12 protein-coding genes, 1 tRNA gene and 1 rRNA gene are annotated in these 24,843 nt (G+C 72.2%); 3 read left to right on the top strand and 11 right to left on the bottom strand.

The window, feature by feature from the left end; all coding sequences use genetic code 11:
• Positions 1-342: 342 nt before the first annotated feature.
• Complete coding sequence (locus ACZ5FU_RS31715; RefSeq protein ID WP_469047581.1) at positions 343-5,316, top strand: ATP-dependent helicase; 4,974 nt, start codon at positions 343-345, stop codon at positions 5,314-5,316.
• 51 nt (positions 5,317-5,367) lie between these two features.
• Positions 5,368-6,210, top strand: coding sequence for an Fpg/Nei family DNA glycosylase (locus ACZ5FU_RS31710; protein ID WP_451527096.1), 843 nt, complete (start codon positions 5,368-5,370; stop codon positions 6,208-6,210).
• A gap of 705 nt (positions 6,211-6,915) precedes the next feature.
• Here the strand turns inward: ACZ5FU_RS31710 and ACZ5FU_RS31705 are convergent.
• From ACZ5FU_RS31705 to ACZ5FU_RS31670, 8 genes are all read right to left on the bottom strand, one after another.
• A complete protein-coding gene (locus ACZ5FU_RS31705; protein WP_073497352.1) occupies positions 6,916-7,296 on the bottom strand; it encodes a helix-turn-helix domain-containing protein in 381 nt (126 codons plus the stop codon).
• Between the two features lie 109 nt (positions 7,297-7,405).
• Positions 7,406-7,951, bottom strand: a complete 546-nt coding sequence (locus tag ACZ5FU_RS31700) for a CinA family protein (protein WP_451527095.1) — start codon at positions 7,949-7,951, stop codon at positions 7,406-7,408.
• Positions 7,948-8,739 (bottom strand): CDP-diacylglycerol--glycerol-3-phosphate 3-phosphatidyltransferase, encoded by a 792-nt coding sequence (gene pgsA / locus ACZ5FU_RS31695; RefSeq protein WP_451527094.1) that lies wholly within the window; start codon positions 8,737-8,739, stop codon positions 7,948-7,950. The genes ACZ5FU_RS31700 and pgsA overlap by 4 nt, the downstream gene beginning before the upstream one ends.
• Positions 8,736-10,208: a 30S ribosomal protein S12 methylthiotransferase RimO gene (gene rimO, locus ACZ5FU_RS31690; protein WP_451527093.1), complete on the bottom strand. Its 1,473-nt coding sequence runs from the start codon at positions 10,206-10,208 to the stop codon at positions 8,736-8,738. The genes pgsA and rimO overlap by 4 nt, the downstream gene beginning before the upstream one ends.
• A gap of 122 nt (positions 10,209-10,330) precedes the next feature.
• On the bottom strand, positions 10,331-11,161 hold the full coding sequence (locus ACZ5FU_RS31685; RefSeq protein WP_469047579.1) for a helix-turn-helix domain-containing protein: 831 nt from the start codon (positions 11,159-11,161) through the stop codon (positions 10,331-10,333).
• A 254-nt stretch (positions 11,162-11,415) separates the two neighbouring features.
• Positions 11,416-14,148: a DNA translocase FtsK gene (locus tag ACZ5FU_RS31680; protein WP_469047577.1), complete on the bottom strand. Its 2,733-nt coding sequence runs from the start codon at positions 14,146-14,148 to the stop codon at positions 11,416-11,418.
• Between the two features lie 154 nt (positions 14,149-14,302).
• Positions 14,303-14,989 (bottom strand): response regulator, encoded by a 687-nt coding sequence (locus ACZ5FU_RS31675; protein ID WP_451527090.1) that lies wholly within the window; start codon positions 14,987-14,989, stop codon positions 14,303-14,305.
• Between the two features lie 244 nt (positions 14,990-15,233).
• The gene (locus ACZ5FU_RS31670; RefSeq protein ID WP_451779701.1) at positions 15,234-20,699 is read right to left on the bottom strand and encodes a HAMP domain-containing protein; all 5,466 of its coding nucleotides are present in this window, start codon (positions 20,697-20,699) and stop codon (positions 15,234-15,236) included.
• Between the two features lie 328 nt (positions 20,700-21,027).
• Between ACZ5FU_RS31670 and ACZ5FU_RS31665 the strand changes: the two genes are divergently transcribed.
• Positions 21,028-23,769 carry a SpoIIE family protein phosphatase gene (locus ACZ5FU_RS31665; RefSeq protein ID WP_451527088.1) on the top strand — a complete coding sequence of 914 codons (2,742 nt, stop codon included), beginning with the start codon at positions 21,028-21,030 and terminating at the stop codon, positions 23,767-23,769.
• 59 nt (positions 23,770-23,828) lie between these two features.
• On the opposite strand, the gene ACZ5FU_RS31660 is transcribed toward ACZ5FU_RS31665, so the two are convergent.
• The 3 genes from ACZ5FU_RS31660 to rrf all read right to left on the bottom strand — a co-directional run.
• Positions 23,829-23,904, bottom strand: a tRNA-Thr gene (locus ACZ5FU_RS31660).
• A 75-nt stretch (positions 23,905-23,979) separates the two neighbouring features.
• Positions 23,980-24,642 (bottom strand): DegT/DnrJ/EryC1/StrS family aminotransferase, encoded by a 663-nt coding sequence (locus tag ACZ5FU_RS31655; protein WP_468644232.1) that lies wholly within the window; start codon positions 24,640-24,642, stop codon positions 23,980-23,982.
• A 114-nt stretch (positions 24,643-24,756) separates the two neighbouring features.
• Positions 24,757-24,843: ribosomal RNA gene (rrf, locus tag ACZ5FU_RS31650) — 5S ribosomal RNA — on the bottom strand; the annotation flags it as partial.

Raw genomic sequence — 24,843 nt, 5'->3', positions numbered from 1 at the left:
CTGCCAGTGCCGCGCCACCTCACGATTTCCCGCCACACCCCCATTCTCCGCGATGCCGGGCCGGCGCCTCCCCGCCGCGCCTCCCCGCCGCGCCTCCGGCCCGCGCCGGAACGGCACCCCCGTCTCCGTCCGGCCCCACCGGCACCTGGCTCCGCCCCGCCCCGCCGGGCCCGCGCCCCACCGGACCCTCGACCTGTCCCGCCCCTCCGGACCCGCGCCTCCGGGCCCCACGTCCCGCCGCCGTTCCGGACCGTCCCGCGCCGAAATTCGTGACCCGGCTCGGATCGTGACGCGAAGCCGCAGGTCAGACGCATTGTCAGTACGCGGGTGCAGGATGGACGCATGGTCGGCAAAGCACACCGGGCCCTGGACGGCTTCTCCCCCGCGACCCGCGCCTGGTTCACGGGGGCGTTCTCCGCGCCCACCGCGGCCCAGGCGGGCGCGTGGCAGGCCATCGGCGAGGGTTCGGACGTGCTGGTGGTGGCCCCGACCGGCTCCGGCAAGACGCTGGCCGCGTTCCTGGCGGCGCTGGACCAGCTGGCCTCGACGCCCCCGCCGGCCGACCCGAGGAAGCGCTGCCGCGTGCTGTACGTGTCACCGCTCAAGGCCCTCGCGGTCGACGTCGAGCGCAATCTGCGCAGCCCGCTCACCGGCATCCGCCAGGAGTCCGTGCGCCTGGGCCTGCCCGAGCCCGAGGTCAAGGTCGGCATCCGCTCCGGTGACACGCCGCCCGCCGAGCGCCGCGCCCTCTCCACGCGCCCTCCGGACATCCTGATCACCACTCCGGAGTCCCTGTTCCTGATGCTGACGTCGGCCACCCGCGACGCGCTGACCGGGATCGAGACGGTGATCCTCGACGAGGTCCACGCCGTGGCGGGCACCAAGCGCGGTGCCCATCTCGCCCTCTCCCTGGAGCGCCTGGACGAGCTCCTGCCGAAACCGGCCCGCCGCATCGGCCTCTCGGCCACGGTCCGCCCGGTCGACGAGGTCGCCCGCTACCTCTCCCCGCGCCGCAAGGTCGAGATCGTGCAGCCCGCCTCGGGCAAGGAGTTCGACCTCTCGGTGGTCGTCCCGGTGGAGGACCTGGGCGAGCTGGGCGGCTCACCGGTCGCCGACGGCTCCGAGGGCGCGGAGCGCCCGTCGATCTGGCCGCACGTCGAGGAGCGCATCACCGACCTGGTCCAGGCCCACCGTTCCACGATCGTGTTCGCGAACTCCCGCCGCCTGGCGGAGCGCCTGTGCAACCGGCTCAACGAGATCGCCTACGAGCGGGCCACCGGAGAGCCCCTGGGCGAGCACCACGCCCCGGCCGACCTGATGGGTGGCTCGGGGGCGGCCCAGGGCGCCCCCGCGGTCATCGCGCGCGCCCACCACGGCTCGGTCTCCAAGGAGCAGCGCGCCCTGGTGGAGGAGGATCTCAAGGCCGGCCGCCTGCCCGCGGTGGTCGCCACCTCCAGTCTGGAACTGGGCATCGACATGGGCGCGGTCGACCTGGTCGTCCAGGTCGAGTCCCCGCCCTCGGTGGCCTCCGGCCTCCAGCGCGTGGGCCGCGCGGGCCACCAGGTCGGGGCGGTCTCGACCGGTGTGGTCTTCCCGAAGTACCGGGGCGACCTGGTCCAGGCCGCGGTGGTCACCGAGCGCATGCGCACAGGCTCCATCGAGTCCCTGCGGGTCCCGGCGAACCCGCTGGACGTGCTGGCCCAGCAGCTCGTCGCGATGACCGCGATGGACACCTGGCAGCTGGACGACCTGCTGGCCCTCGTCCGTCGCGCCGCGCCCTTCGCCTCCCTCCCCGAGTCGGCCTTCACGGCGGTCCTGGACATGCTCGCCGGCCGGTACCCGTCCGACGCCTTCGCCGAGCTGCGCCCGCGCGTGGTGTGGGACCGCGTGGCCGGCACGATCACCGGCCGCCCCGGCGCCCAGCGGCTCGCCGTGACCTCCGGCGGCACCATCCCGGACCGCGGCCTGTTCGGCGTGTTCCTCGCCGGTGCCGACCCCAAGAAGGGAGGCGGCCGGGTCGGCGAGCTGGACGAGGAGATGGTCTACGAGTCCCGCGTCGGTGACGTCTTCACCCTGGGCACCAGTTCCTGGCGCATCGAGGACATCACCCGTGACCGCGTCCTGGTCTCGCCCGCCCCCGGCGTGCCGGGCCGCCTGCCGTTCTGGAAGGGCGACCAGCTGGGCCGCCCGCTGGAACTGGGCCGTGCGGTCGGCGCGTTCCTGCGCGAGGTCGGCTCGCTGCCCGCGGACGACGCCCGGCTGCGTCTGCTCACCGCCGGCCTGGACGCCTGGGCCGCCGACAACGTCATCTCCTACCTGGACGAACAGCGTCGGGCCTGCGGCCACGTCCCCGACGACCGCACCATCGTCGTGGAGCGTTTCCGCGACGAACTGGGCGACTGGCGGGTCGTCGTGCACTCCCCCTTCGGCGCCCAGGTGCACGCCCCCTGGGCGCTCGCCCTCGGCGCCAGGCTGTCCGAGCGGTACGGCATGGACGCCCAGGTGATGCACGCCGACGACGGCATCGTGCTGCGGCTGCCCGACGCCGACCTCATGGGCCTGGACCTGATCGACCAGCCGCCCCCGAAGGCCGGCACGGAGTACGACGCCGAGCGGGCCCCGGTCGGTGCGGCGGACATCGTCTTCGACAAGGGCGAGGTCGACCAGGTCGTCACCGACCAGGTGGGCGGCTCGGCCCTGTTCGCGGCCCGCTTCCGCGAGTGCGCCGCCCGCGCGCTGCTGCTGCCGCGCCGCAATCCCGGCAAGCGCACCCCGCTGTGGCAGCAGCGCCAGCGCGCCTCCCAGCTGCTCCAGGTGGCGAGCGAGTTCGGCTCGTTCCCGATCGTCCTGGAAGCGGTCCGCGAGTGCCTCCAGGACGTCTTCGACGTGCCCGGGCTCGTCGAGCTGATGGGCGACCTGGAGTCCCGCAAGGTGCGTCTGGTCGAGGTCACCACCCCGGAGCCGTCCCCCTTCGCCCGTTCCCTCCTGTTCGGCTACGTCGCCCAGTTCCTCTACGAGGGCGACTCCCCGCTCGCCGAACGCCGCGCCGCCGCCCTGTCCCTGGACTCACGGCTGCTGGCCGAGCTGCTCGGCCAGGCGGAGCTGCGCGAACTGCTCGACGCCGAGGTCCTCACCGAACTGGAGCGGGAACTCCAGTGGCTGGCCGAGGACCGCCGGGTGAAGGACGTCGAGGGCGTCGCGGACGTCCTGCGCGTGCTCGGCCCCCTCACCGACGCGGAACTGGCCGAACGGGGTGCCGAACCGCACTGGGCCCCCGAGCTGGCGGCGGCCCGCCGCGCCATCGCGGTCCGTGTCGCCGGCACCGACCACTGGGCGGCCGTCGAGGACGCGGGCCGCCTGCGCGACGCCCTGGGCACGGCGCTGCCCGTCGGTGTGCCGGAGGCCTTCACCGAACCGGTCAAGGACCCGCTCGGCGACCTCCTCGCCCGCCACGCCCGCACGCACGGCCCCTTCACCTCGGCCGACGCCGCCGACCGCTTCGGCCTGGGCGTCGCGGTCACCGAGGGCGCCCTGCAGCGGCTCGCGGCGGCCGGCCGCGTCGTCCAGGGCGAGTTCCACCCGGCGGGCATCGGCCAGGAGTGGTGCGACGCGACCGTCCTGCGCAGACTGCGCCGCCGCTCCCTGGCCGCCCTGCGGCAGGAGCTCGAACCGGTCCCGCCCGCCGCGCTCGCCCAGTTCCTCCCCCAGTGGCAGCACATCGGCGCGGGCCACTCCCTGCGCGGCGTCGACGGCCTGATGCGCGCGATCGAGCAGCTCCAGGGCGCGTCCGTGCCCGCCTCCGCCCTGGAGAAGCTCGTCATCCCGTCCCGCGTCACGGGCTACGCGCCGGCGATGCTCGACGAACTCACCGCCGCGGGAGAGGTCCTCTGGGCCGGCGCGGGCGCCCTGCCCGGCAAGGACGGCTGGGTGTCCCTGTACCTCGCGGACGCGGCGCCGCTGCTCCTGGCCCCGCCGCACCCCCTGGAGCTGACGGCACTGCACCAGTCCGTCCTGGACGCCCTCGCCGGGGGCTACGGGCTGTTCTTCCGCCAGATCGCCGACCAGGTCCGTGCCACCACCCACCCCGAGGCCACCGACCCCCAACTGGCCGACGTCGTCTGGGATCTGGCGTGGTCCGGCCGTCTGACCAACGACACGCTGGCTCCGATGCGCGCCCTGCTGGGCTCGGGCCGCACGGCCGGCTCCACCGCCCACCGCGCCAAGCGCGCGGTCCCCCGGGGGCGGTACGGCTCCCTCACCGCCGCCGCCCGCCCCGCGTCCCGCGGCGGCCCCCCGACCGTCGCCGGCCGCTGGTCCCTCCTGCCGGCCCACGAGCCCGACCCCACCGTCCGCGCCCACGCCCTGGCCCGCACCCTCCTCGACCGGCACGGCGTGGTGACCCGGGGCGCGGTGGCGGCCGAGGGCGTGGAGGGCGGCTTCTCGGCGACGTACCGCATCCTGTCCGCCTTCGAGGACAGCGGCCAGGCCCGGCGCGGCTATGTCGTGGAGGGGCTCGGTGCCGCGCAGTTCGCGATGGACGGTGCCGTGGACCGTGTGCGCGCGGTGGCCAATGCCCGTGACCGGGGTGAGCCGTCGCCGGGCCCGACCGGTGTCCGGGACGCGCGGGGCACCGGTACCGCCTTCCCCACCCTGAGCGGCCCCGACGGCGGTGACGGACCGGACGGCGCGCACGCCGGTCCCGGCACCGACGACCCCTTCGCGCCCCCCACCGGATTTCCCCCGGCCGACTTCGACCGGGACTTCCCCGGCCTCGGCGGCACCGCCGGCCCCCCGCCGGCTCCGGGCGAGTGGGTCTCACCGCGCGACCTGGCACCCCCCGGTGCCGGTGTCCCCCGGGGCGGCGGGTCCCCGTACGCGTCCGGCTTCGCCGGCCGGCGCCCGCGCACCCCGTCGCCCGCCTCCCGTGCCGTCGTCCTCGCCGCGGCCGACCCGGCGAACGCGTACGGCGCCGCCCTGTCCTGGCCCGAGCCGCCGACCGGCGCCGGCCACAAGCCGGGCCGCAAGGCGGGCTCCCTCGTGGTGCTCGTGGACGGCGAACTGACGCTCTACATGGAGCGCGGCGGCAAGACCCTGCTGGCGTGGCCCGCCGCGGTGGACCACGCCGACTCTCCCGCCGACGACCCCCGACTGCCCGCGGCGGCGGAATCCCTCGCCGCGGCCGCCCGCGCGGGATCGCTCGGCACGGTCACGGTGGAGCGCGTCAACGGCACCTCGGCCCTGACCTCGCCGTTCGGCACCCTCCTGGAGGGAGTGGGCTTCATCGCGACCCCCCGCGGCCTGAGGTTGCGGGCATGACGGGCCACCGGACGGCCGCGGCCCCCGCTCCCGTCGTGCCACCCTTGACCCATGCCTGAAGGGGACACGGTCTGGCAGACCGCGAAGCGGCTGCACAGCGCGCTCGCGGGCAAGGTGCTGACCCGCTCCGACCTGCGCGTGCCCAAGTACGCCACCGCCGACCTCACCGGCCGTGTCGTCCTGGACGTCACCCCGCGCGGCAAGCACCTCCTCACCCGGGTCGAGGGCGGACTCACCCTCCACTCGCACCTGCGGATGGAGGGGGCCTGGAAAGTGTTCGCGAACGGCGGGCGCTGGAGCGGCGGCCCGGCCCACCAGATCCGCGCCGTCCTCGGCACCCACGACCGCACGGCCGTCGGCTACCGCCTTCCCGTGCTCGAACTGCTGCGCACCCCCGACGAGGGGCGGGTGGTCGGCCACCTCGGCCCCGACCTGCTCGGCCCCGACTGGGATCCCGACCAGGCCCTCGCCAACCTCCTCACCGACCCGGCCCGGGCCCTCGGCGAGGCACTCCTCGACCAGCGCAACCTCGCCGGCATCGGCAACATCTACAAGAGCGAGATCTGCTTCCTCCTCGGGGTCACCCCCTGGCTCCCCGTGGGCGCCCTCCCCGCGGACCGCACCGCCGCGCTGCCGGTCTTCGCGAAGAAGCTCCTTGAGGCCAACCGCGACCGCCCGGTGCGCGTCACCACCGGCCGCAGCGGACAGGCACTGTTCGTCTACGGCCGCGCGGGCCGCCCCTGCCTGCGCTGCGGAACCCCGATCCGGGTGGCCGACCAGGGGGACGGCTCCCGCGAGCGCCCCACGTACTGGTGCCCCACCTGCCAGTCGGGCCCGGTCCCGGCACCGGGCTCCCCACCCACGCGCCGCGTCCGCACCCGCCCCGCGGACTGACGCCGTTCCCCGCCCGCCCTTCGCCTCCGCACCGCCCTCAGGCCCGCCCCGCCCGCCGTCCCCCGCTCTCCCCACCCCGCAGCCGCGCCCCCCGCCAGGCACTTCTCCAACGCCCCGCCGCGAGGGCCCCCGTGGCCCGCGACCTGGCCACGCAGTGCACCGGCAGCAGACTCAGTCCCCAGCCACCGGCCACGACGGACCCTTCCAGCACCCCGGCATCGGGAGCGAGAGTGAGACGCGCCGCGGCCCACCACCACACCGCCCCGAGCCCGATCGCCACCCCCCGGCGCGCTATCGGTCCCGCTCCGGCCGTCACCTACGGCCCGCCGGGCCCCCGGTCGGCCCGCCGCCCGTGACGGCACCGGACACACGCACGACGCCGGACGACCGCGCCACATCGGAAGGCGACCGCGGCACACCGGAGGACGCACGCGGCGGGTCCGCGTCGGACGGACGGCTGATCACGGTGCGCATCCGCACCTCCGGGTCGCTCGGCCCCCGCCATGCCCCTCCACGATGACGGCAGCCCGGGGCCCCGGCAAACGGACCCGGGGAGGGCCCGACGCGAAAAACCCCGACCGCACCCCTCCGGACCTCCCGGAGAGGCCCCGGCCGGGGCCTCACGGCTGCCGTACGCCTACACGTACCGGCACCCGTCCTTGCACCTGCACTCGTCGTCGGTCGACACACCCCGCCAGGGGTACGTCACGCGGCGACCACGTCCACCGCCTCGGCGGGCGCCTTGATGGTCACCCGCTCCGGTGGCACACCGGTCACCGACACGGAACCCAGCATCGGGCGAACCGAGGCCGGTACAGGACCGCTGGGGGTGGCCGCAGCCGACTGGGCCAGCTCGGCGAGAGCGAGCTCGTCGCTCACTTCCCGCATGAGCTCGGACATCCGTACGTCCAGCGCGTCGCAGATGGCGGCGAGCAGCTCGGAGGAAGCCTCCTTCTGCCCCCGCTCCACCTCGGAGAGATAGCCGAGTGAGACTCGGGCGGACGAGGAGACTTCGCGCAGAGTACGGCCCTGGCGCTGGCGCTGCCGACGCAGCACGTCACCCAGCAGGCGACGGAGCAGAATCATCGGTGGCTCCCTCCTCGGACCGCGTAGCCGCATCCTTCACGCCCCACCGTACCGCCTTGCGCTGCGGCCGTGCGGGGAGCGATGTCGTGTTCACTCAGGGCTGCAAACATCAAAACCCCCCGTTCTGTTCCGTATCCTGTGCCCGCTCATTCCCGGTCTGTTCGCGCGCCAGCTCTCTCAGGAGCACTGCGAGTACGCTCCGTACACTCTCTCTACGAATTTCCGCCCGGCTGCCGTTCAACCGCAGGGCCTCCACTTTTCCGCCAGAGGCGGAACCTGATCCGGGCCCCGAGGGCCCCCGCACCGCGACGAAGACCGTCCCCACGGGCTGCCCGTCCTGGGCGTCGGGGCCGGCGACCCCGGTGGTCGCGATGCCCCAGTCGGCACCCAGCGCCGTACGCACACCGGCCGCCATCTCCGCCGCCACCTGCGCGTCCACCGCTCCGCGCGCGGCCAGCAGATCCGCGTCCACGCCGAGCAGTTCGTGCTTGAGCGGCGTCGCGTACGCCGTCACCGATCCCCGGAAGGCCCGGGAGGCCCCGGGCACGGAGGTGATCTCCGCCGCCACCAGGCCACCCGTCAGCGACTCGGCGACGGCGAGCGTCTCGCCCCTCACGGTCAGTAGTCGCACCACGTCGGTGGCCGTCGACGTCACGCTCGCGTCTCCTCCGAAGCCGCCCGGCGCTCGGCGATGCCCTGCCGGCGCAGCACGACGGCCTGCTTCACGTAGTCGAGGCCGGTCACCACGGTCAGGACGACCGCGGCGGCCATCACCCACCACCGCAGGGTGGCCAGCCAGCCCGTCAGCGCCAGGACGTACATTCCGACGGCCACGCCCTGGGTGAGCGTCTTCAGCTTGCCGCCCCGGCTCGCCGGGATGACGCCGTACCGGATGACGAGAAAACGCAGCAGGGTGATCCCGAGTTCCCGGCCGAGGATGACGCCCGTCACCCACCACGGCAGGTCGCCGAGGGCGGAGAGGCAGATCAGGGCCGCTCCCATGATCGCCTTGTCGGCGATCGGGTCGGCGATCTTCCCGAAGTCGGTGACGAGGTTGTACGTCCGCGCCAGATGCCCGTCGAACAGGTCGGTGATCATGGCGACGGCGAAGGCCGCCCAGGCGAACGCGCGCCAGGCCGGGTCGTACCCGCCGTCGGCCAGCATCAGGGCGACGAAGCCGGGCACCAGCAGGAGCCGGAGCATCGTCAGCAGGTTGGCCACGTTCCAGACGCTGGCCTGGTTGACGGCCGCGGCCGCGATCTTCCCGCCCCGTGCGGGCCTGAGGGTCCCCTGCTCGTCCGGGGTGGCGCCGGTGACGTCGGCGACCGCCTCCGCGGCCGCCCCGGACACCCCGGCGGAGGCGGGAGCACCGGGAGCGGGGCTCGCGGCGGCCCCTTTGGCCCGCGCGGAGCCCCCCGCGGCCGATGCCGGGACACCCGTCATCTGTCCGCCTCCTCACTACACCCGATCGAGCCCGGGAGGGGCTCGGCCACCAGGTCGACGCCTTCGGTGCCGACCACCTTCGCCTCGACCATACGACCGACGCTCAGTCCCTCGCCGCTCGTGAGCAGCACCTGGCCGTCCGTCTCGGGCGCCTGGTGGGCCGCACGGCCGTACACGCCGTCGGCGGGGTCCACCGACTCCACGAGGACGTGCAGGGTCTCGCCCAGCCGTTCCTCGGCGCGCTGCGAGACGAGTTCCTCGGCGAGCCGGGAGATCCGCGCGAGCCGCTCGGCGACGACGTCCTCGTGGAGCTTGTTCTCGTACGTCGCGGCCTCGGTGCCCTCCTCGTCGGAGTACCCGAAGACGCCGATGGCGTCCAGCCGCGCGTGGTTCAGGAACCGCTCCAGCTCGGCCAGGTCGGCCTCGGACTCGCCGGGGAAGCCGACGATGAAGTTGGAGCGCACACCGGCCTGGGGCGCCTTGGTGCGGATGGTGTCGAGGAGTTCCAGGAAGCGGTCGGTGTCGCCGAAGCGGCGCATCGCGCGCAGCACGTCGGGCGCGGAGTGCTGGAAGGACAGGTCGAAGTAGGGGGCGACCTTCGGCGTGGAGGTCAGCACATCGATCAGGCCGGGCCGCATCTCGGCCGGCTGGAGGTAGCTGACCCGCACCCGCTCGAGGCCGTCGACCTCCGCCAGCTCCGGCAGCAGCGACTCGAGGAGCCGGATGTCGCCGAGGTCCTTGCCGTAGGAGGTGTTGTTCTCGGAGACCAGCATGATCTCCTTGACGCCCTGCTCGGCCAGCCACCGCGTCTCGTTCAGCACGTCGCTGGGGCGGCGGGAGATGAAGGAGCCGCGGAAGGACGGGATGGCGCAGAAGGAGCAGCGCCGGTCGCAGCCGGAGGCGAGCTTGACCGAGGCGACCGGGTTGCCGTCGAGCCTGCGGCGCAGGGGCGCACGGGGACCGGAGGCAGGCGCGAGGCCGTCGGGAAGGTCCGCCGGGGCGTGCCCGGGAAGGGCCACCGAGGCGGCCGACTCCTGCCGCTGCGCGGGGCTGATCGGCAGCAGCTTGCGCCGGTCGCGCGGGGTGTGGGAGGCGTGGATGCCGCCGTTGAGGATGGTCTGGAGACGGTCGGAGATGTCGGCGTAGTCGTCGAATCCGAGGACGCCGTCGGCCTCCGGGAGGGCCTCGGCGAGGTCCTTCCCGTAGCGCTCGGCCATGCAGCCCACCGCCACGACGGCCTGGGTCCTGCCGTGACCCTTGAGGTCGTTGGCCTCCAGGAGGGCGTCGACGGAGTCCTTCTTGGCGGCGTCGACGAAGCCGCAGGTGTTGACGACGGCGACGTCCGCGTCCTCGGCGTCCTCCACGAGCTGCCAGCCGTCCGCCTCCAAACGGCCTGCGAGCTCCTCCGAGTCCACCTCGTTACGGGCGCAGCCAAGGGTGACGAGTGCGACGGTACGGCGTTCAGGCATGGGCTCAAGACTACTTTGTCTGGCTGACACCCCATGTCGACGGGGTTGGTGATCTTCGGGCGGCACGCGGAAGGGGCCGGCGATCACCGCCGACCCCTGCGCACGACCGGGCGCCGCCCGCCTCACCCGGCCTGCGGGTCGCCCTTGGTGTACGTCAGGCGCTCCACGGCTCCGGGCCGGAAGTCGTCGTCGATCTTCTTGCCGTTGACGTACAGCTGGATCGCGCCGGCGTCGCCGAGGACGAGGTTGACCTTCTCGCTGTCCTGGAAGGTCTGGGACTCGCCCTGCTTGAGCAGGCCGTCGAAGAGCAGCCGGCCGTTGTGGTCCTTCGCGGAGATCCAGCTCTTGCCGTCGGTCGCCGTGACCTGGACGGTCACCTTGTCCTGCGGAGCCGCGGCGATGGCGCTGTCGGAGGGCTCCGGCTTCTCGTCGACGGGCTTCTCGGTCTTCGGCGTCGGGGTGGCGGGCGCGCTGCTCGACGGGGCGGTGCCGTCGGCGACGTCGGTGGTGCCCTCGTCGCCCTTGAACGCGGTGAACCCGACGAAGCCGACCACGGCGACGATCGCGGCGACCATGGCCGCGGTCCAGTTCGGGCCGCGCCGTTCGGGACGGATGCGCTCCGCCTCGAACATGGGTGCCGCCGGGGTCGGCGCCGGGCGGCCGCCGTGCGTGGCGTCGTACTGCTCGATCAGCGGGGCGGGGTCGAGTCGGACGGCCCTGGCCAGGGTCCGGATGTGACCGCGCGCGTAGACGTCGCCGCCGCAGGGCGCGAAGTCGTCCGCTTCGATGGCGTGCACGATGGCGATGCGGACGCGGGTGGCGGTACTGACGTCGTCGACGGTGAGCCCGGCCGCGATGCGGGCCTGCTGGAGGGCTCGGCCGATGGAGGGGTGGGCTGCCTCGGAAACGTCTTCGAACGGACGCTCGTCTTCAGGGGAGTTGCCGATGGACACGGGGGCGCCTTTCGAGCGTGTAGCCACCTGTGCTGGAGGTTCAGTCTAGGGGGGGTGCGAAAGGGAGGGGCAACCGGGCGGTAGCACTTTGTACGCCATCGGTATGGCCGGACACGCCGATGACGGTGGGTACGAAACCCCTTGCGGGACCCGTACCCGTGTTCTCGCTCAACTTGACGTACGACCGGGGCGAACGGTTGCCCGCGACTCCCTAACGGGTGAGTCACGGACGCCCGCCGTCCCCGTGGAGACCTCTACCCCTCAGGCTCCCCGCGGATCACGGCGAGCACTCCGTCCAACTCGTCGGGTTTCACCAGAACGTCACGCGCCTTCGACCCCTCGCTCGGGCCGACGATGTTGCGCGACTCCATCAGGTCCATCAGCCGTCCGGCCTTGGCGAAGCCGACGCGCAGCTTGCGCTGGAGCATCGAGGTCGACCCGAACTGGGTGGACACGACCAGCTCGGCCGCCTGGCACAGCAGGTCCAGGTCGTCGCCGATGTCCTCGTCGATCTCCTTCTTCTGCTGGGTGCCGACGGTGACGTCGTCCCGGAAGACGGGCGCCATCTGGTCCTTGCAGTGCTGCACGATCTGGGCGACCTCGGCCTCGGTGACGAACGCGCCCTGCATACGCGTCGGCTTGTTCGCGCCCATCGGCAGGAACAGCCCGTCACCCTTGCCGATCAGCTTCTCGGCCCCCGGCTGGTCGAGGATGACCCGCGAGTCGGCGAGCGAGGAGGTGGCGAACGCGAGCCGGGAGGGCACGTTCGCCTTGATCAGGCCGGTCACGACGTCCACCGACGGCCGCTGGGTGGCCAGCACCAGGTGGATGCCGGCCGCACGCGCGAGCTGGGTGATCCGCACGATCGAGTCCTCGACGTCGCGCGGCGCGACCATCATCAGGTCGGCCAGCTCGTCGACGATCACCAGCAGGTAGGGGTACGGCTGGAGCTCGCGCTCGCTGCCCTCGGGCGGCTTGACGGTCCCCTCCCGCACCGCGCGGTTGAAGTCGTCGATGTGCCGGTAGCCGTACGCGGCGAGGTCGTCGTAGCGCAGGTCCATCTCGCGCACGACCCACTGGAGCGCCTCGGCGGCCCGCTTCGGGTTGGTGATGATGGGCGTGATCAGGTGCGGGATGCCCTCGTAGGCGGTCAGCTCGACGCGCTTGGGGTCGACCAGGATCATCCGGACGTCCTCGGGGGTCGCCCGCATCATGACCGAGGTGATCAGGCAGTTGATGCATGACGACTTGCCGGAACCGGTGGCGCCGGCGACGAGTATGTGCGGCATCTTCGCCAGCGAGTGCATGACGTAGCCGCCCTCGACGTCCTTGCCGAAGGCGACCAGCATCGGGTCGTCGTCCTCGGCGGACTCCGCCAGCCGGAGCACGTCGCCCAGGTTGACCATCTCGCGGTCGGTGTTGGGGATCTCGATGCCGACCGCCGACTTGCCCGGAATCGGCGAGATGATCCGCACGTCCGGGCTGGCGACGGCGTAGGCGATGTTCTTCGTCAGGGCGGTGATCCGCTCGACCTTCACGGCGGGGCCGAGCTCGACCTCGTAGCGCGTGACCGTCGGGCCGCGGGTGAAGCCGGTGACGGCGGCGTCGACCTTGAACTCCGAGAAGACGTTGGTGAGCGAGGCGACCACCGCGTCGTTGGCCGCGCTGCGCACCTTGCCGGGGCCGCCGCGCGTGAGGAGGTCGAGCGAGGGCAGCGCGTAGGTGATGTCACCGGACAGCTGGAGCTGCTCGGCACGCGGCGGCAGCTCGCGCGGGACCTCGGGAGCCGCCTTGGTCAGGTCGGGTACGGCACCGGTCGCCGGCTTCTCCTGCCGGGAACGGCCCGCCGGGGACGGCACGGGCGTCGGCGTGGTGGGCTCGCGGTCGCCGGCGCTCACCCCCTGGGTGAGGTCGGCGACGACCCGGGAGGGCGGCATGCCGTGCAGCACGGCCCCGTCGAGATCGGCCGCCGCGGCCGCCGCGATGTCGACGGCGTCCCGCCGCCGGTCCGTCGCGGGCTGCGGCACCGCCGAGCGCCGGGGCCGCCCGCGGCGCCGGCCGAGGGCCTCCTGCTCCGTGTCCTCGGGGTACTCGGGGTCCTCGGGGGCGTACTCGGGGGTGCCGGAGCGGCGCCGGGCGCGCGCGGGCAGCGCCTGGCGCCACTGCTCGTCGTACCGCTCGTCGTCGCCGAACTCGTCGTACTCCTCGGCCGCCGCCTCGTGCACCACCCCGAGGCGCACACCGAGCTGGCGCAGCCGCTGCGGGATGGCGTTGACGGGTGTGGCGGTGACCACCAGCAGCCCGAAGACAGTGAGCAGCACGAGCAGCGGTACGGCGAGAACCTCGCCCATGGCGTACGTCAGCGGGGTCGCGGCGGACCAGCCGATGAGACCGCCGGCGTCCCTTATCGCCTGCATGCCGGCGCTGCGGGCGGGTGAGCCGCAGGCGACGTGGACCTGTCCGAGCACGCCGACGAGCAGCGCCGACAGACCGATCACGATGCGGCCGTTGGCCTCGGGTTTCTCCGGGTGCCGGATGAACCGCACGGCGACGACGGCGAACAGGATCGGCACGAGCAGGTCGAGCCGGCCGAAGGCGCCGGTCACCAGGATCTCGACGAGGTCGCCCACGGGGCCGCGCAGATCGGCCCAGGTGCCCGCGGCGACGATCAGCGCGACGCCGAGCAGCAGCAGCCCGACGCCGTCCTTGCGGTGGGCGGGGTCGAGGTTCCTGGCTCCGCTCCCTATGCCGCGGAAGACCGCGCCGACGGCGTGCGCCAGGCCCAGCCAGACGGCGCGGACGAGCCGGTACAGGCCCCCGGTGGGGCTGGGGGCCGGTCTGGGCGCGGGCTTCTTGGCCGCGGCCTTCCGGGCGGGCGCCTTCTTCGCCGGGACCTTCTTCGCGGCGGCCCTCTTCACCGGAGCCTTCGCGGGAGCGACCGCCTTCCTGGCGGGCTGCTTCTTGGCTGCGGAGGGACGTGAGGCCATGGTGTGAGGTTACCGGGGGAGACGACAGGGGACACGCGTGACCGCTGCTTCACCCGTTCGTGTCGCTCCCGGAGGGGCGCGGAACTGACGCGCGCCCCCACCCGGCTGACACCCGCTCACGCACAACTGCGGAACGACCGGCGCCGGTTCCGGCTCAGCCCTGGGACGTCACGGAGGGCGGGCCGCCTGCGGTACCGGGCTCCAGCGCGTCCAGCGCCCGACGCAGACCGGTGAGCTTGCGCTCCAGATGCGCCGCCGTGGCCACCGCCGCCGCGTCCGCCGACTCGTCGTCGAGCTGCTTGGACAGGGCCTCGGCCTGCTCCTCGACGGCCGCGAGCCGCGCGGACAGCTCGGCCAGCAGCCCGGCCGACTCCTTGACGCCACCGGCCGCCGCCCTGTCTCCGCCGCCCTCCAGCTGGAGCCGCAACAGAGCCGCCTGCTCCCGCAGTTGGCAGTTCTTCATGTACAGCTCGACGAACACGGAGACCTTCGCGCGCAGCACCCACGGGTCGAACGGCTTGGAGATGTAGTCCACCGCGCCCGCCGCGTATCCACGGAAGGTGTGGTGCGGACCGTGGTTGATCGCCGTGAGGAAGATGATCGGGATGTCCCGGGTCCGCTCCCGCCGCTTGATGTGCGCGGCCGTCTCGAAGCCGTCCATTCCCGGCATCTGGACGTCCAGCAGGATGACCGCGAAGTCGTCCGTCAGCAGCGCCTTGAGCGCCTCTTCCCCGGACGATGCCCGCACCAGCGTCTGATCGAGCGCCGAGAGGATCGCCTCCAGCGCCAGCAGATTCTCCGGCCGGTCATCGACCAGGAGGATCTTGGCCTTCTGCACCATGGCCCGCCCTCCTCGCCCCGGCAGTGCACCGGGCGCCGCCCCTGGGGACGACTCCTTTGCGCCGCCCTTCCTTGTGCCGGTCATGGTAGCCGCACCCCGACCGTCGCCACACCCTGTCACCGTGATGTCACTGTGCACACAGCGGGAACGCGGCGGAAGACCAGAAGGTTCCCCGGATCCCGCTCCTCTACACCCCTTCGGACACCGCGAGTCGGCAACTCCTCGCGCCCCCGCGCGGTTCCCCTCACTCGCCGCGCATCCACTGCTCCATCACCGCCAGCAGGTGGTCGGGGTCCACGGGCTTGGTGACGTAGTCGGACGCACCCGACTCGATCGCCTTCTCCCGGTCCCCCTTCATCGCCTTCGCGGTGAGCGCGATGATCGGCAGACCGGAGAACTGCGGCATGCGGCGGATCGCCGTGGTCGTCGCGTACCCGTCCATCTCCGGCATCATGATGTCCATCAGGACGACCGCCACGTCCTCGTGCTGCTCCAGGACCTCGATGCCCTCACGGCCGTTCTCCGCGTACAGCACCGACAGCCCGTGCTGCTCCAGGACGCTCGTCAGCGCGAACACGTTACGGATGTCGTCGTCGACGATCAGCACCTTCTCGCCGCCGAACCGGATGCCCCGGGCCTCCTGCGGCGCCGCCTCCTGCCGCACGGGCGCCCACTGCTCGGGCCGCCCGACCTGCGGTTCGCCCCCGGCCGCCGAGCGGCGCCGGCGCCGGAACAACGCCGCCGGACCGTTCTGCGTGTCCTGGTACGACCGCACCTCGGCCGGCGTCTGGATCCGCTGCCCGGACAGCTCCGACTGCTCCCGCGCCCCGCTCTCGGACGCCACCAGATCGCCGGCCTCCAGCTGGGGCACGAGCTGCTGGTAGCCCTGCGGCGGCAGCTCGCTCGGGTGCAGCGGCAGGTACAGCGTGAACGTCGAGCCGCGCCCCGGCTCGCTCTGGGCGTAGATCTCCCCGCCGAGCAGCTGCGCGATCTCCCGCGAGATCGACAGCCCCAGCCCCGTGCCGCCGTACTTGCGGCTCGTGGTGCCGTCGGCCTGCTTGAACGCCTCGAAGATCACCCGCATCTTGCCGGCCGCGATCCCGATGCCGGTGTCGGTCACCGAGAACGCGATCAGCGGAGCGTCCGCGTCGGCCAGCGAACCGGCCTCCAGCAACTGCTCCCGGATCGCCACCGGCACGTCCGTCCCGGCCGGCCGGATGACCAGCTCCACCGAGCCGGAGTCGGTGAACTTCACCGCGTTGGACAACAGGTTGCGCAGCACCTGCAGGAGCCGCTGCTCGTCCGTGTGCAGCGTGGCCGGCAGCTCCGGCGACACCCGCACCGACAGGTCCAGGCCCTTCTCCGCGGTGAGCGGCCGGAAGGTGGCCTCCACGTAGTCCACGAGCTGCACGAGCGCGATGCGCGTCGGGGAGACGTCCATCTTGCCCGCCTCGACCTTCGACAGGTCGAGGATGTCGTTGATCAGCTGCAGCAGGTCGGAACCGGCCCCGTGGATCGTCTCGGCGAACTCGACCTGCTTCGGCGAGAGGTTCCCCTCGGCGTTGTCGGCGAGCAGCTTGGCCAGGATCAGCAGCGAGTTGAGCGGCGTGCGCAGCTCGTGCGACATGTTGGCGAGGAACTCGCTCTTGTAACGCATCGACACCGCGAGCTGCTCGGCCCGCTCCTCCAGGACCTGCCGCGCCTCCTCGATCTCGGTGTTCTTCACCTCGATGTCCCGGTTCTGCCGGGCCAGCAGCTCGGCCTTCTCCTCCAGTTCGGCGTTGGACGCCTGGAGAGCCTTCTGCCGCTGCTCCAACTCCGCCGACCGCTCCCGCAGTTGCTCGGTCAGCTCCTGCGACTGCTTCAGCAGCTGCTCCGTCTTGGTGTTGACGGAGATGGTGTTGACGCTCGTCGCGATCATCTCGGCGAGCTGGTTGAGGAAGTCCTTCTGGATCTGCGTGAACGGCGTGAAGGAGGCCAGCTCGATCACCCCGAGCACCTTGCCCTCGAACAGCACCGGCAGCACGATCACCTGCGCCGGGGGCGCCTCCCCGAGCCCCGAGGAGATCTTCAGATAGCCGCTCGGCGCGTTGGAGACGAGGATCGTCCGCTTCTCCTCGGCCGCCGTGCCCACCAGCGCCTCACCCGGCCGGAACGAGGTCGGCATCGACCCCATGGAGTAGCCGTACGAGCCCAGCATCCGCAGCTCGTAGTGGTCGTCCGCGCCGTCGGCCGTCGGCATCGCCAGGAAGAACGCGCCGTGCTGCGCGGCCACCAGCGGCGGCAGCTCGCTCATGATCAGCGAGGCCACGTCCTCCAGGTCGCGCCGGCCCTGCATCAACGCGGACACGCGCGCGAGGTTGCCCTTGAGCCAGTCCTGCTCCTTGTTGGCGATCGTGGTGTCGCGCAGGTTGGCGATCATCTTGTTGATGTAGTCCTGGAGTTCCTGGATCTCGCCGGACGCGTCCACGTCGATCTTCAGGTTCAGGTCGCCGCGCGTCACCGCGGTCGCCACCCGCGCGATGGCGCGCACCTGCCGGGTCAGGTTCCCCGCCATCTCGTTCACCGACTCGGTGAGGTCGCGCCAGGTGCCGTCCACGTCACGCACGCGTGCCTGACCGCCGAGCTGTCCCTCGGTGCCCACCTCACGGGCCACCCGGGTGACCTCCTCGGCGAACGACGACAGCTGGTCGACCATCGTGTTGATGGTCGTCTTCAGCTCCAGGATCTCCCCGCGCGCGTCGATGTCGATCTTCTTCGTCAGGTCGCCCTTGGCGATGGCCGTCGTGACCATGGCGATGTTGCGCACCTGACCGGTCAGGTTGGACGCCATGCCGTTCACCGAGTCGGTGAGGTCCTTCCAGGTGCCCGCCACACCCGGCACGTGTGCCTGACCGCCCAGGATGCCGTCCGTGCCCACCTCACGGGCCACCTTGGTGACCTGCTCGGCGAACGAACTCAGCGTCCTCACCATGGTGTTGAAGGTGTCGGCGAGCTGCTGCACCTCGCCACGCGCCTCGATGGTCACCTGCCGGGTCAGGTCGCCGTTGGCGACGGCCGCCGCGACCTGGGAGATGTTGCGCACCTGCATGGTCAGGTTCTTGGCCATCAGGTTGACGTTGCCGCTGAGGTCCTTCCAGATCCCCGTGACACCCGGCACGTGCGCCTGACCGCCCAGGATGCCCTCGGTGCCCACCTCACGGGCCACCCGGGTCACCTGCTCGGCGAACGACGACAGCTGGTCCACCATCGTGTTGACGGTGGTGACGAGTTCGAGGATCTCGCCCTTGGCGTCGACGGTGATCTTCTTCGACAGATCGCCCTTGGCGACCGCGGTCGTGACCTCGGCGATCTGGCGCACCTGGATGGTCAGGTTGTTCGCCATGAAGTTCACGGACTGCGTGAGGTCCTTCCAGGTGCCGGAGACACCCTGCACCTCGGCCTGCCCGCCGAGCTGCCCCTCCGTACCCACCTCACGGGCCACCCTGGTGACCTCCTGGGCGAACGACGACAGCTGGTCCACCATCGTGTTCAGCGTGTTCTTCAGCTCCAGGATCTCCCCGCGCGCGTCCACGGTGATCTTCTGGGACAGGTCACCGCGGGCCACGGCGGTGGCGACCTGCGCGATGTTGCGCACCTGGGCGGTGAGGTTGCCGGCCATGCCGTTCACCGAGTCCGTCAGGTCACGCCACACACCGGCGACGCCCGGCACCTGCGCCTGGCCGCCGAGCTGCCCGGCGGTGCCCACCTCGCGCGCCACCCGGGTCACCTGGTCGGCGAACGCGGAGAGCTGGTCCACCATCGTGTTGATGGTGTTCTTCAGCTCCAGGATCTCCCCGCGCGCGTCGACGTCGATCTTCTGCGACAGGTCGCCCCTGGCCACGGCCGTCGTGACCTGGGCGATGTTGCGCACCTGCGACGTCAGGTTCCCCGCCATCGAGTTGACGGAGTCGGTGAGTTCCTTCCACGTCCCGGACACGCCGTCCACGCGGGCCTGCCCGCCGAGCCGGCCCTCCGTGCCCACGTCCCGGGCCATCCGCGTCACCTGGTCGGCGAACGACGACAGCTGGTCCACCATCGTGTTCACGGTGTTCTTCAGCTGGGCCATCTCACCGGACACGTCCACGGTGACCTTCTGCGACAGATCGCCGTTGGCCACCGCCGTCGTCACCTGGGCGATGTTCCTCACCTGTCCGGTGAGGTTCCGGAACGCCGTGTTGACGGAGTCCGTCAGGTCCTTCCACGTCCCGGCCGCGCCCGAGACCTGCGCCTGACCGCCCAGCTCACCCTCGACACCGATCTCGCGCGCCACGCGCGTGACCTCGGCGCCGAAGGCCGACAGCTGGTCGACCATCCCGTTGACGGTGTTCTTCAGCTCCAGCATCTCGCCGGCCACGTCCACGGTGACCTTCTGCGACAGGTCGCCGTTGGCCACCGCCGTCGTCACCGCGGCGATGTCCCGCACCTGCGTCGTGAGGTTGCGGAACACGGTGTTGACCGAGTCGGTGAGATCCTTCCACGTCCCGGCCGCGCCCGGCACGTTCGCCTGACCGCCCAGCTGTCCCGCCGCACCGACCTCGTTGGCGACGCGCGTGACCTCGTCCGCGAAGATCCGCAGCGTCTCCGTCATCTGGTTGATCGTCTCGGCGAGCTGCGCGACCTCACCGCGCGCCGGCACCGTCACCTTCCGCGACAGGTCACCGTTGGCGACCGCCGTCGTGACCTCCGCGATCCCGCGCACCTGGGCCGTGAGGTTCCCGGCCATGGTGTTCACCGAATCGGTGAGTTCCTTCCACACACCGTCGACGCCGGACACCCGCGCCTGACCGCCCAGGATGCCCTCGGTGCCCACCTCACGGGCCACCCGGGTCACCTCGGACGAGAACGCCGAGAGCTGGTCCACCATCGTGTTGACGGTGTTCTTCAGCTCCAGCATCTCGCCCTCGACGTGCACGGTGACCTTCCGCGACAGGTCGCCCTTGGCCACCGCCGTCGTCACCAGCGCGATGTCGCGCACCTGGGCCGTCAGCCGCTCGGCCATCGTGTTGACGGACTCCGTCAGGTCCTTCCAGGAACCCGACATGCCGCGCACCTGGGCCTGCCCGCCCAGCTTGCCCTCGGTGCCCACCTCACTGGCCACGCGCGTGACCTCGTCGGTGAACGTCGACAGCTGGTCGACCAGGTTGTTGACCGTCCGCCCGACCTTCAGGAACTCCCCGCGCAGCGGATGCCCCGCCCCTTCCGGCGTGTGCGTCCGCAGCTCCATCCGCGGCGACAGATCACCCTCGGCGACCGCCGACAGCACCCGTCCGACCTCGGAGACCGGCCGCACGAGATCGTCGACGAGCGCGTTCGAGTTGTCGATGGCCGCCGCCCAGGAGCCCTCGCAGGCCCCCGTCTCCAGCCGTTCGGTGAGCTTTCCCTCACGCCCGACCATGCGCCGTACGCGCGACAGCTCGCCCGTGAGGTGCAGATTGCGGTCGGCCACCTCGTTGAAGACGGCCGCGATCTCCGACATCACGCCGTCGCCGGGCACCGTGAGCCGCTTGCGGAAGTTCCCCTCCCGCATCGAGACCAGGGCGGCCAGCAGCCGGTTCAGGGCCGCGGTGTCCACCGTCGTGGTCCCGCCTCGGGGTGAGCGCTGCCCGCTCAGGGTCTGTCCGCCTTTCGCGCGCGCCTTCGTGCCTCGCGTCGCTGCGCCAGACTCCACGTTGTCCCTCCCGGAGGGGTCGACCGTCGTACTGCCCGATGTAATCAGGCAGGCCCAAGGGGCTGCTGCCCGGCGAACACACAAGACACTCAGTCTGCCGGACCTTCACAAGAAACCTTCCCAGTGTTTCACCCCCACCGAACCCGGCCATAACAGTTCGGCGGCTTTCGCACACCGTCCGCACACCCTGGGGTGGAAACACAACTGACCGGCATCCGCGGGGGCGGGGAAGGTAAGTAACCTTGCATGCGGCTGTCCAGCCACGCCGGTCCGTCCGGTCTGGGCGGTGGCACGAGCACGAGCGGGCATCGGAGGGGCGGCCGCACACATGACCACCGGACTGATCCCGGGGGAACAGCCCCCGGACCCCCGGCCGACGAGCGCGCTTCCGCCCCAGCAGCGACGCGAGCAGGACGGCCGGGAACATGCCAAGCACGTCGACGACCGGCCGAGGAGTTCTGTGATCACCGCGCGCGCGGCTGCCAGCTTCGAGCCCGTCGGGCGATCCGTCGCGACCGCCCGCGGATTCGTCCGCGACACCCTCCAGGGCTGGGGCTTCGCCGACATCATCGACGACGCCGTCGTCCTCACGAGCGAACTGGTGACGAACGCGGTCGTCCACGCGGGCACCCACGCGGACCTCCTGTGCCTGCGCCATGAGGACGCCGTCCGCATCGAGGTCGCCGACCGCTACCCGGAGCGCGAGATCCCGCTCCAGGGCTCCCCGGCCACCATGGGCAGCCCCGACCGCGAGGGCGGCCGCGGCCTCCAGCTGTGCGCGGCCATCGCCACCCGCTGGGGCGTCGACTACACGCCCACCCACAAGACCGTCTGGTTCCGGCTCGACCTGCCCGACCGCCCGGTGGGTACCCGCTCGGCGGGTCCGGCCCTGCCGGCCGACCTGCTGCCGCTCGCCGACAGCCGCGTCCGCGTCGCGGTCGTCCAGATCGACCGGGCCGGCGCCATCTCGGCCTGGAACGAGGACGCCGAGGAACTCTTCGGCTACCCCGCCGACCAGGTCGTCGGCAAGCCCCTCACCGACCTCGCGGCCTGGCCGCACACCCCCGGCACCAGCACCGGCATCGCCGAGGCCCTCCAGCTCTCCCGCTGGGAGGGCAGCTACGGCATCCGCGGCGCGGACGGCCGCGTCGCCCCGGTCTACGCCTCCCACCTGCGCGTCCGCGACACCGACGGCGACCCCTCCACGGTCTGCCTCCTCGTCCGCGACCACGAACGCGCCGTCCTGCAGTCACCGACGCGCGTTCCCGCCACCGACACCGGCCCCGCGGACGGCCAGAGCACGGACCCGTTCGAGGTCTTCATCGGCTCGCCCGCCCCCGACGACCTCGACGGCCTCCTCCAGCGCACGGTGGAACGCGCCCGCGACATGCTCGACGGCGACTCCGCCTTCCTCCTCCTCGCCACCGACGACGAGACGGAGCTGGAGGTCCGCGCCTCCACGGGCCTGCCCTCCGCCCGCCAGCGCTTCGCCCGCGTCCCCGTCGAGGCCGGCCCCGGCCGGTACGGCTCCGCCCGCATGCCGGCCGTCCACGAGGACCTCCTCGCCGTCCCCGGCGCGGTCCCCCTCCTCCACGGCACCGGCATGCGCTCGGTCGTCACGGTCCCCCTGAAGGTCGAGGGCCGCCTCACCGGCTCCCTGGGCGTCGCGGCCGAGGGCCCCGGCCGCTACTCCAACGAAGAGGCGCTACGCCTCCAGTTCGCCGCGGACCGCATCGCGCTGGCCGTCGAGTCGGCCCGCCTGGGCGAGCTGGAGCGGCTGCGCCGCGGCTCCCTCAGTTTCCTCGTGGAGGCCTCCGACCTGCTGGCCGGCACCCTCGACCGCGACCAGACCCTGGCCCTGATGGCGCAGATGACGGTTCCGACGCTGGCCACCTGGTGCGCGGTCTACACGATCGCCGACCAGGCCTCCGAGCCGTACCTGTCCTACGTCCTGCACGAGGACGAGGAACTCATCGACGGCATCAAGTCCCTGCTCTCGAAGATCGCTCCGCCGGACCCGGTGCCCACGCCGGGCGCCCGCGTCTGGTCCGCCCCCGGCGAGGCGGCGCAGGACGCGGCCCTGCGCAGTTCGATGCGCAGCCTCGGCCTGGCCGGCGGCCCGGCCCACCAGATGTCGTCGGGCATCGGTCCCGTCCTGGCCACCGCCTCCGCGGTGGGCGGCGAGACCGTCGTCCTCCCCCTGGTCGCCCGCAACCGCGTCATCGGCATGCTGACCCTGGGCAAGCCCACCGACGAACACTTCCGCCAGGAGATCCTGGAGCTGGCCGAGGACCTCAGCCGCAGAGCGGCCCTCGCTCTCGACAACGCCCGTCTCTACTCCGAGCGCACGGCGATCAGCCAGTCCCTCCAGCGCAGCCTCCTGCCCCCGGAGCTCCCCGACGTCGACGGCGTCGAGGTGGAGGTCATCTACCGTGCGGCCGGCGAGGGCAACGAGGTCGGCGGCGACTTCTACGACCTCTTCCCGATCAGTGACGGGGCCTACGGATTCGCCATCGGCGACGTCTGCGGCACCGGCCCCCACGCGGCCGCGGTGACCGGCCTCGCCCGTCACGCCCTCCGCCTGCTGGCACGGGAGGGTCTCAGCGGCCCCGCGGTCCTGGAGCGCCTCAACTCCGCGATCCTCGACGAGGGCGCCCGCAGCCGCTTCCTGACCCTCCTCTACGGCGAGATGCGTCCGCAGGCCGACGGCAGCGCGGAACTGAAGGTGGTCTGCGCCGGCCACCCCCTCCCTCTCCGCCTGCGCCAGGACGGCACGGTCGAGCCGGCGGCCGAACCCCAGCCGCTCCTCGGCGTCATGGAGGACCTGGAGCTGTACGAGCAGACGATCACCCTCGATCCCGGCGACGTCCTGCTCTGTGTCACCGACGGCGTCACCGAGCGCCGTGAGGGCACCCGCATGCTGGGCGACGACGGCCTCGCCGACGTGCTCACCACCTGCACGGGGCTGACGGCGGGCGCGGTCGCGGCCCGCATCATGCGCGCGGTCGAGCGCTTCGCCTCGGACGCCCCGTCCGACGACATGGCCATCCTCGCGATGCGCGTGGCCTGAGGAAGGACCGGGAACGAAAGAATCCCCCCGCCCGGAAGGGCGAGGGGATTTCTCTTTTGTGGAGCCCCCTAACGGAATCGAACCGTTGACCTTCTCCTTACCATGGAGACGCTCTGCCGACTGAGCTAAGGGGGCCAGTCACTTGTCGGGGTTTCCCCCGCGGCAACGAAATAGATCATACCCCGAACGGAGCCGTGTTCCCAAACTCGCTCAGAAGGCGGGTTGAAGCAGTCCTCCGAGCGCGTTGCACGCGGACGCGATCCGCTGCATGTCCCGCTTCGTCAGCGAGGCGTCGACCGGCAGCGCCAGTGTCTCGTCGGCAGCCAGCTCGGTCTGCGGCAACGACACGTGGCGCCGGAGGCCGGACAGCCGGTGCAGCGGAGTCCTCACCGGCACCCGGCAGTCAACTCCCCTGGCCCGCAGGGCCCGTGCGAACGCGTCCCGGTCGGGTCGTCCGTTCCCCGGCACCCGCACCACGTACTGCTGATAGGTGTGCCCGTCCCCACCGTCGGGTGTCCGCACCCCGCGCAACCGCGCGTCGAGGTAGGCGGCCCGCTCCCGTCGCTGCGCCACCTCGTCGTTCGGCACGTCGGGCTCCGCCTGGTCCAGCACCAGCAGCCCGTACCGCTGTCCCACCGCGCGCAGCCGCCCGACCTCGGCCGACCGCCCGAACCGGTGTACGACAACGACGGCCGCCGTCCGCGGAGTTATGGCCTCTTCGACGGCGAGGGCGTCCAGGCAGTAGGTCACCGGATCCACGTCGGCGAAGGCGGGGAGCGCGCCGGCCCGGATGACCGCTTCGGCGACTTCGACGTTCCCGAACGCCGGCACGACGACCTCGTCACCGACTCCGACGCCTGCGGCCCTGAGCATTGCGGCAGTACCCATGCCGTGGATGCTGGGCGCGGAACATGAACGCCAAGTGACGGAAAGCAAAAAAGGGTTGGGCCCTGAACCGAAGTTCAGGGCCCAACCCTTTGAATGATTGTTCGGCGGCGTCCTACTCTCCCACAGGGTCCCCCCTGCAGTACCATCGGCGCTGTAAGGCTTAGCTTCCGGGTTCGGAATGTGACC

The organism is Streptomyces sp. NPDC031554 (assembly GCF_055580685.1).
This window is presented reverse-complemented; position numbering and strand designations above follow the sequence as displayed.

Excerpts from the sequence above, each read along its gene's own strand:
- ACZ5FU_RS31715 (WP_469047581.1), top strand. The coding sequence starts at position 343 with ATGGTCGGCAAAGCACACCGGGCCCTGGACGGCTTCTCCCCCGCGACC.
- ACZ5FU_RS31710 (WP_451527096.1), top strand. The coding sequence starts at position 5,368 with ATGCCTGAAGGGGACACGGTCTGGCAGACCGCGAAGCGGCTGCACAGC.
- ACZ5FU_RS31705 (WP_073497352.1), bottom strand. The coding sequence starts at position 7,296 with ATGATTCTGCTCCGTCGCCTGCTGGGTGACGTGCTGCGTCGGCAGCGC.
- pgsA (WP_451527094.1), bottom strand. The coding sequence starts at position 8,739 with ATGACGGGTGTCCCGGCATCGGCCGCGGGGGGCTCCGCGCGGGCCAAA.
- rimO (WP_451527093.1), bottom strand. The coding sequence starts at position 10,208 with ATGCCTGAACGCCGTACCGTCGCACTCGTCACCCTTGGCTGCGCCCGT.
- ACZ5FU_RS31680 (WP_469047577.1), bottom strand. The coding sequence starts at position 14,148 with ATGGCCTCACGTCCCTCCGCAGCCAAGAAGCAGCCCGCCAGGAAGGCG.
- ACZ5FU_RS31675 (WP_451527090.1), bottom strand. The coding sequence starts at position 14,989 with ATGGTGCAGAAGGCCAAGATCCTCCTGGTCGATGACCGGCCGGAGAAT.
- ACZ5FU_RS31665 (WP_451527088.1), top strand. The coding sequence starts at position 21,028 with ATGACCACCGGACTGATCCCGGGGGAACAGCCCCCGGACCCCCGGCCG.
- ACZ5FU_RS31655 (WP_468644232.1), bottom strand. The coding sequence starts at position 24,642 with ATGCTCAGGGCCGCAGGCGTCGGAGTCGGTGACGAGGTCGTCGTGCCG.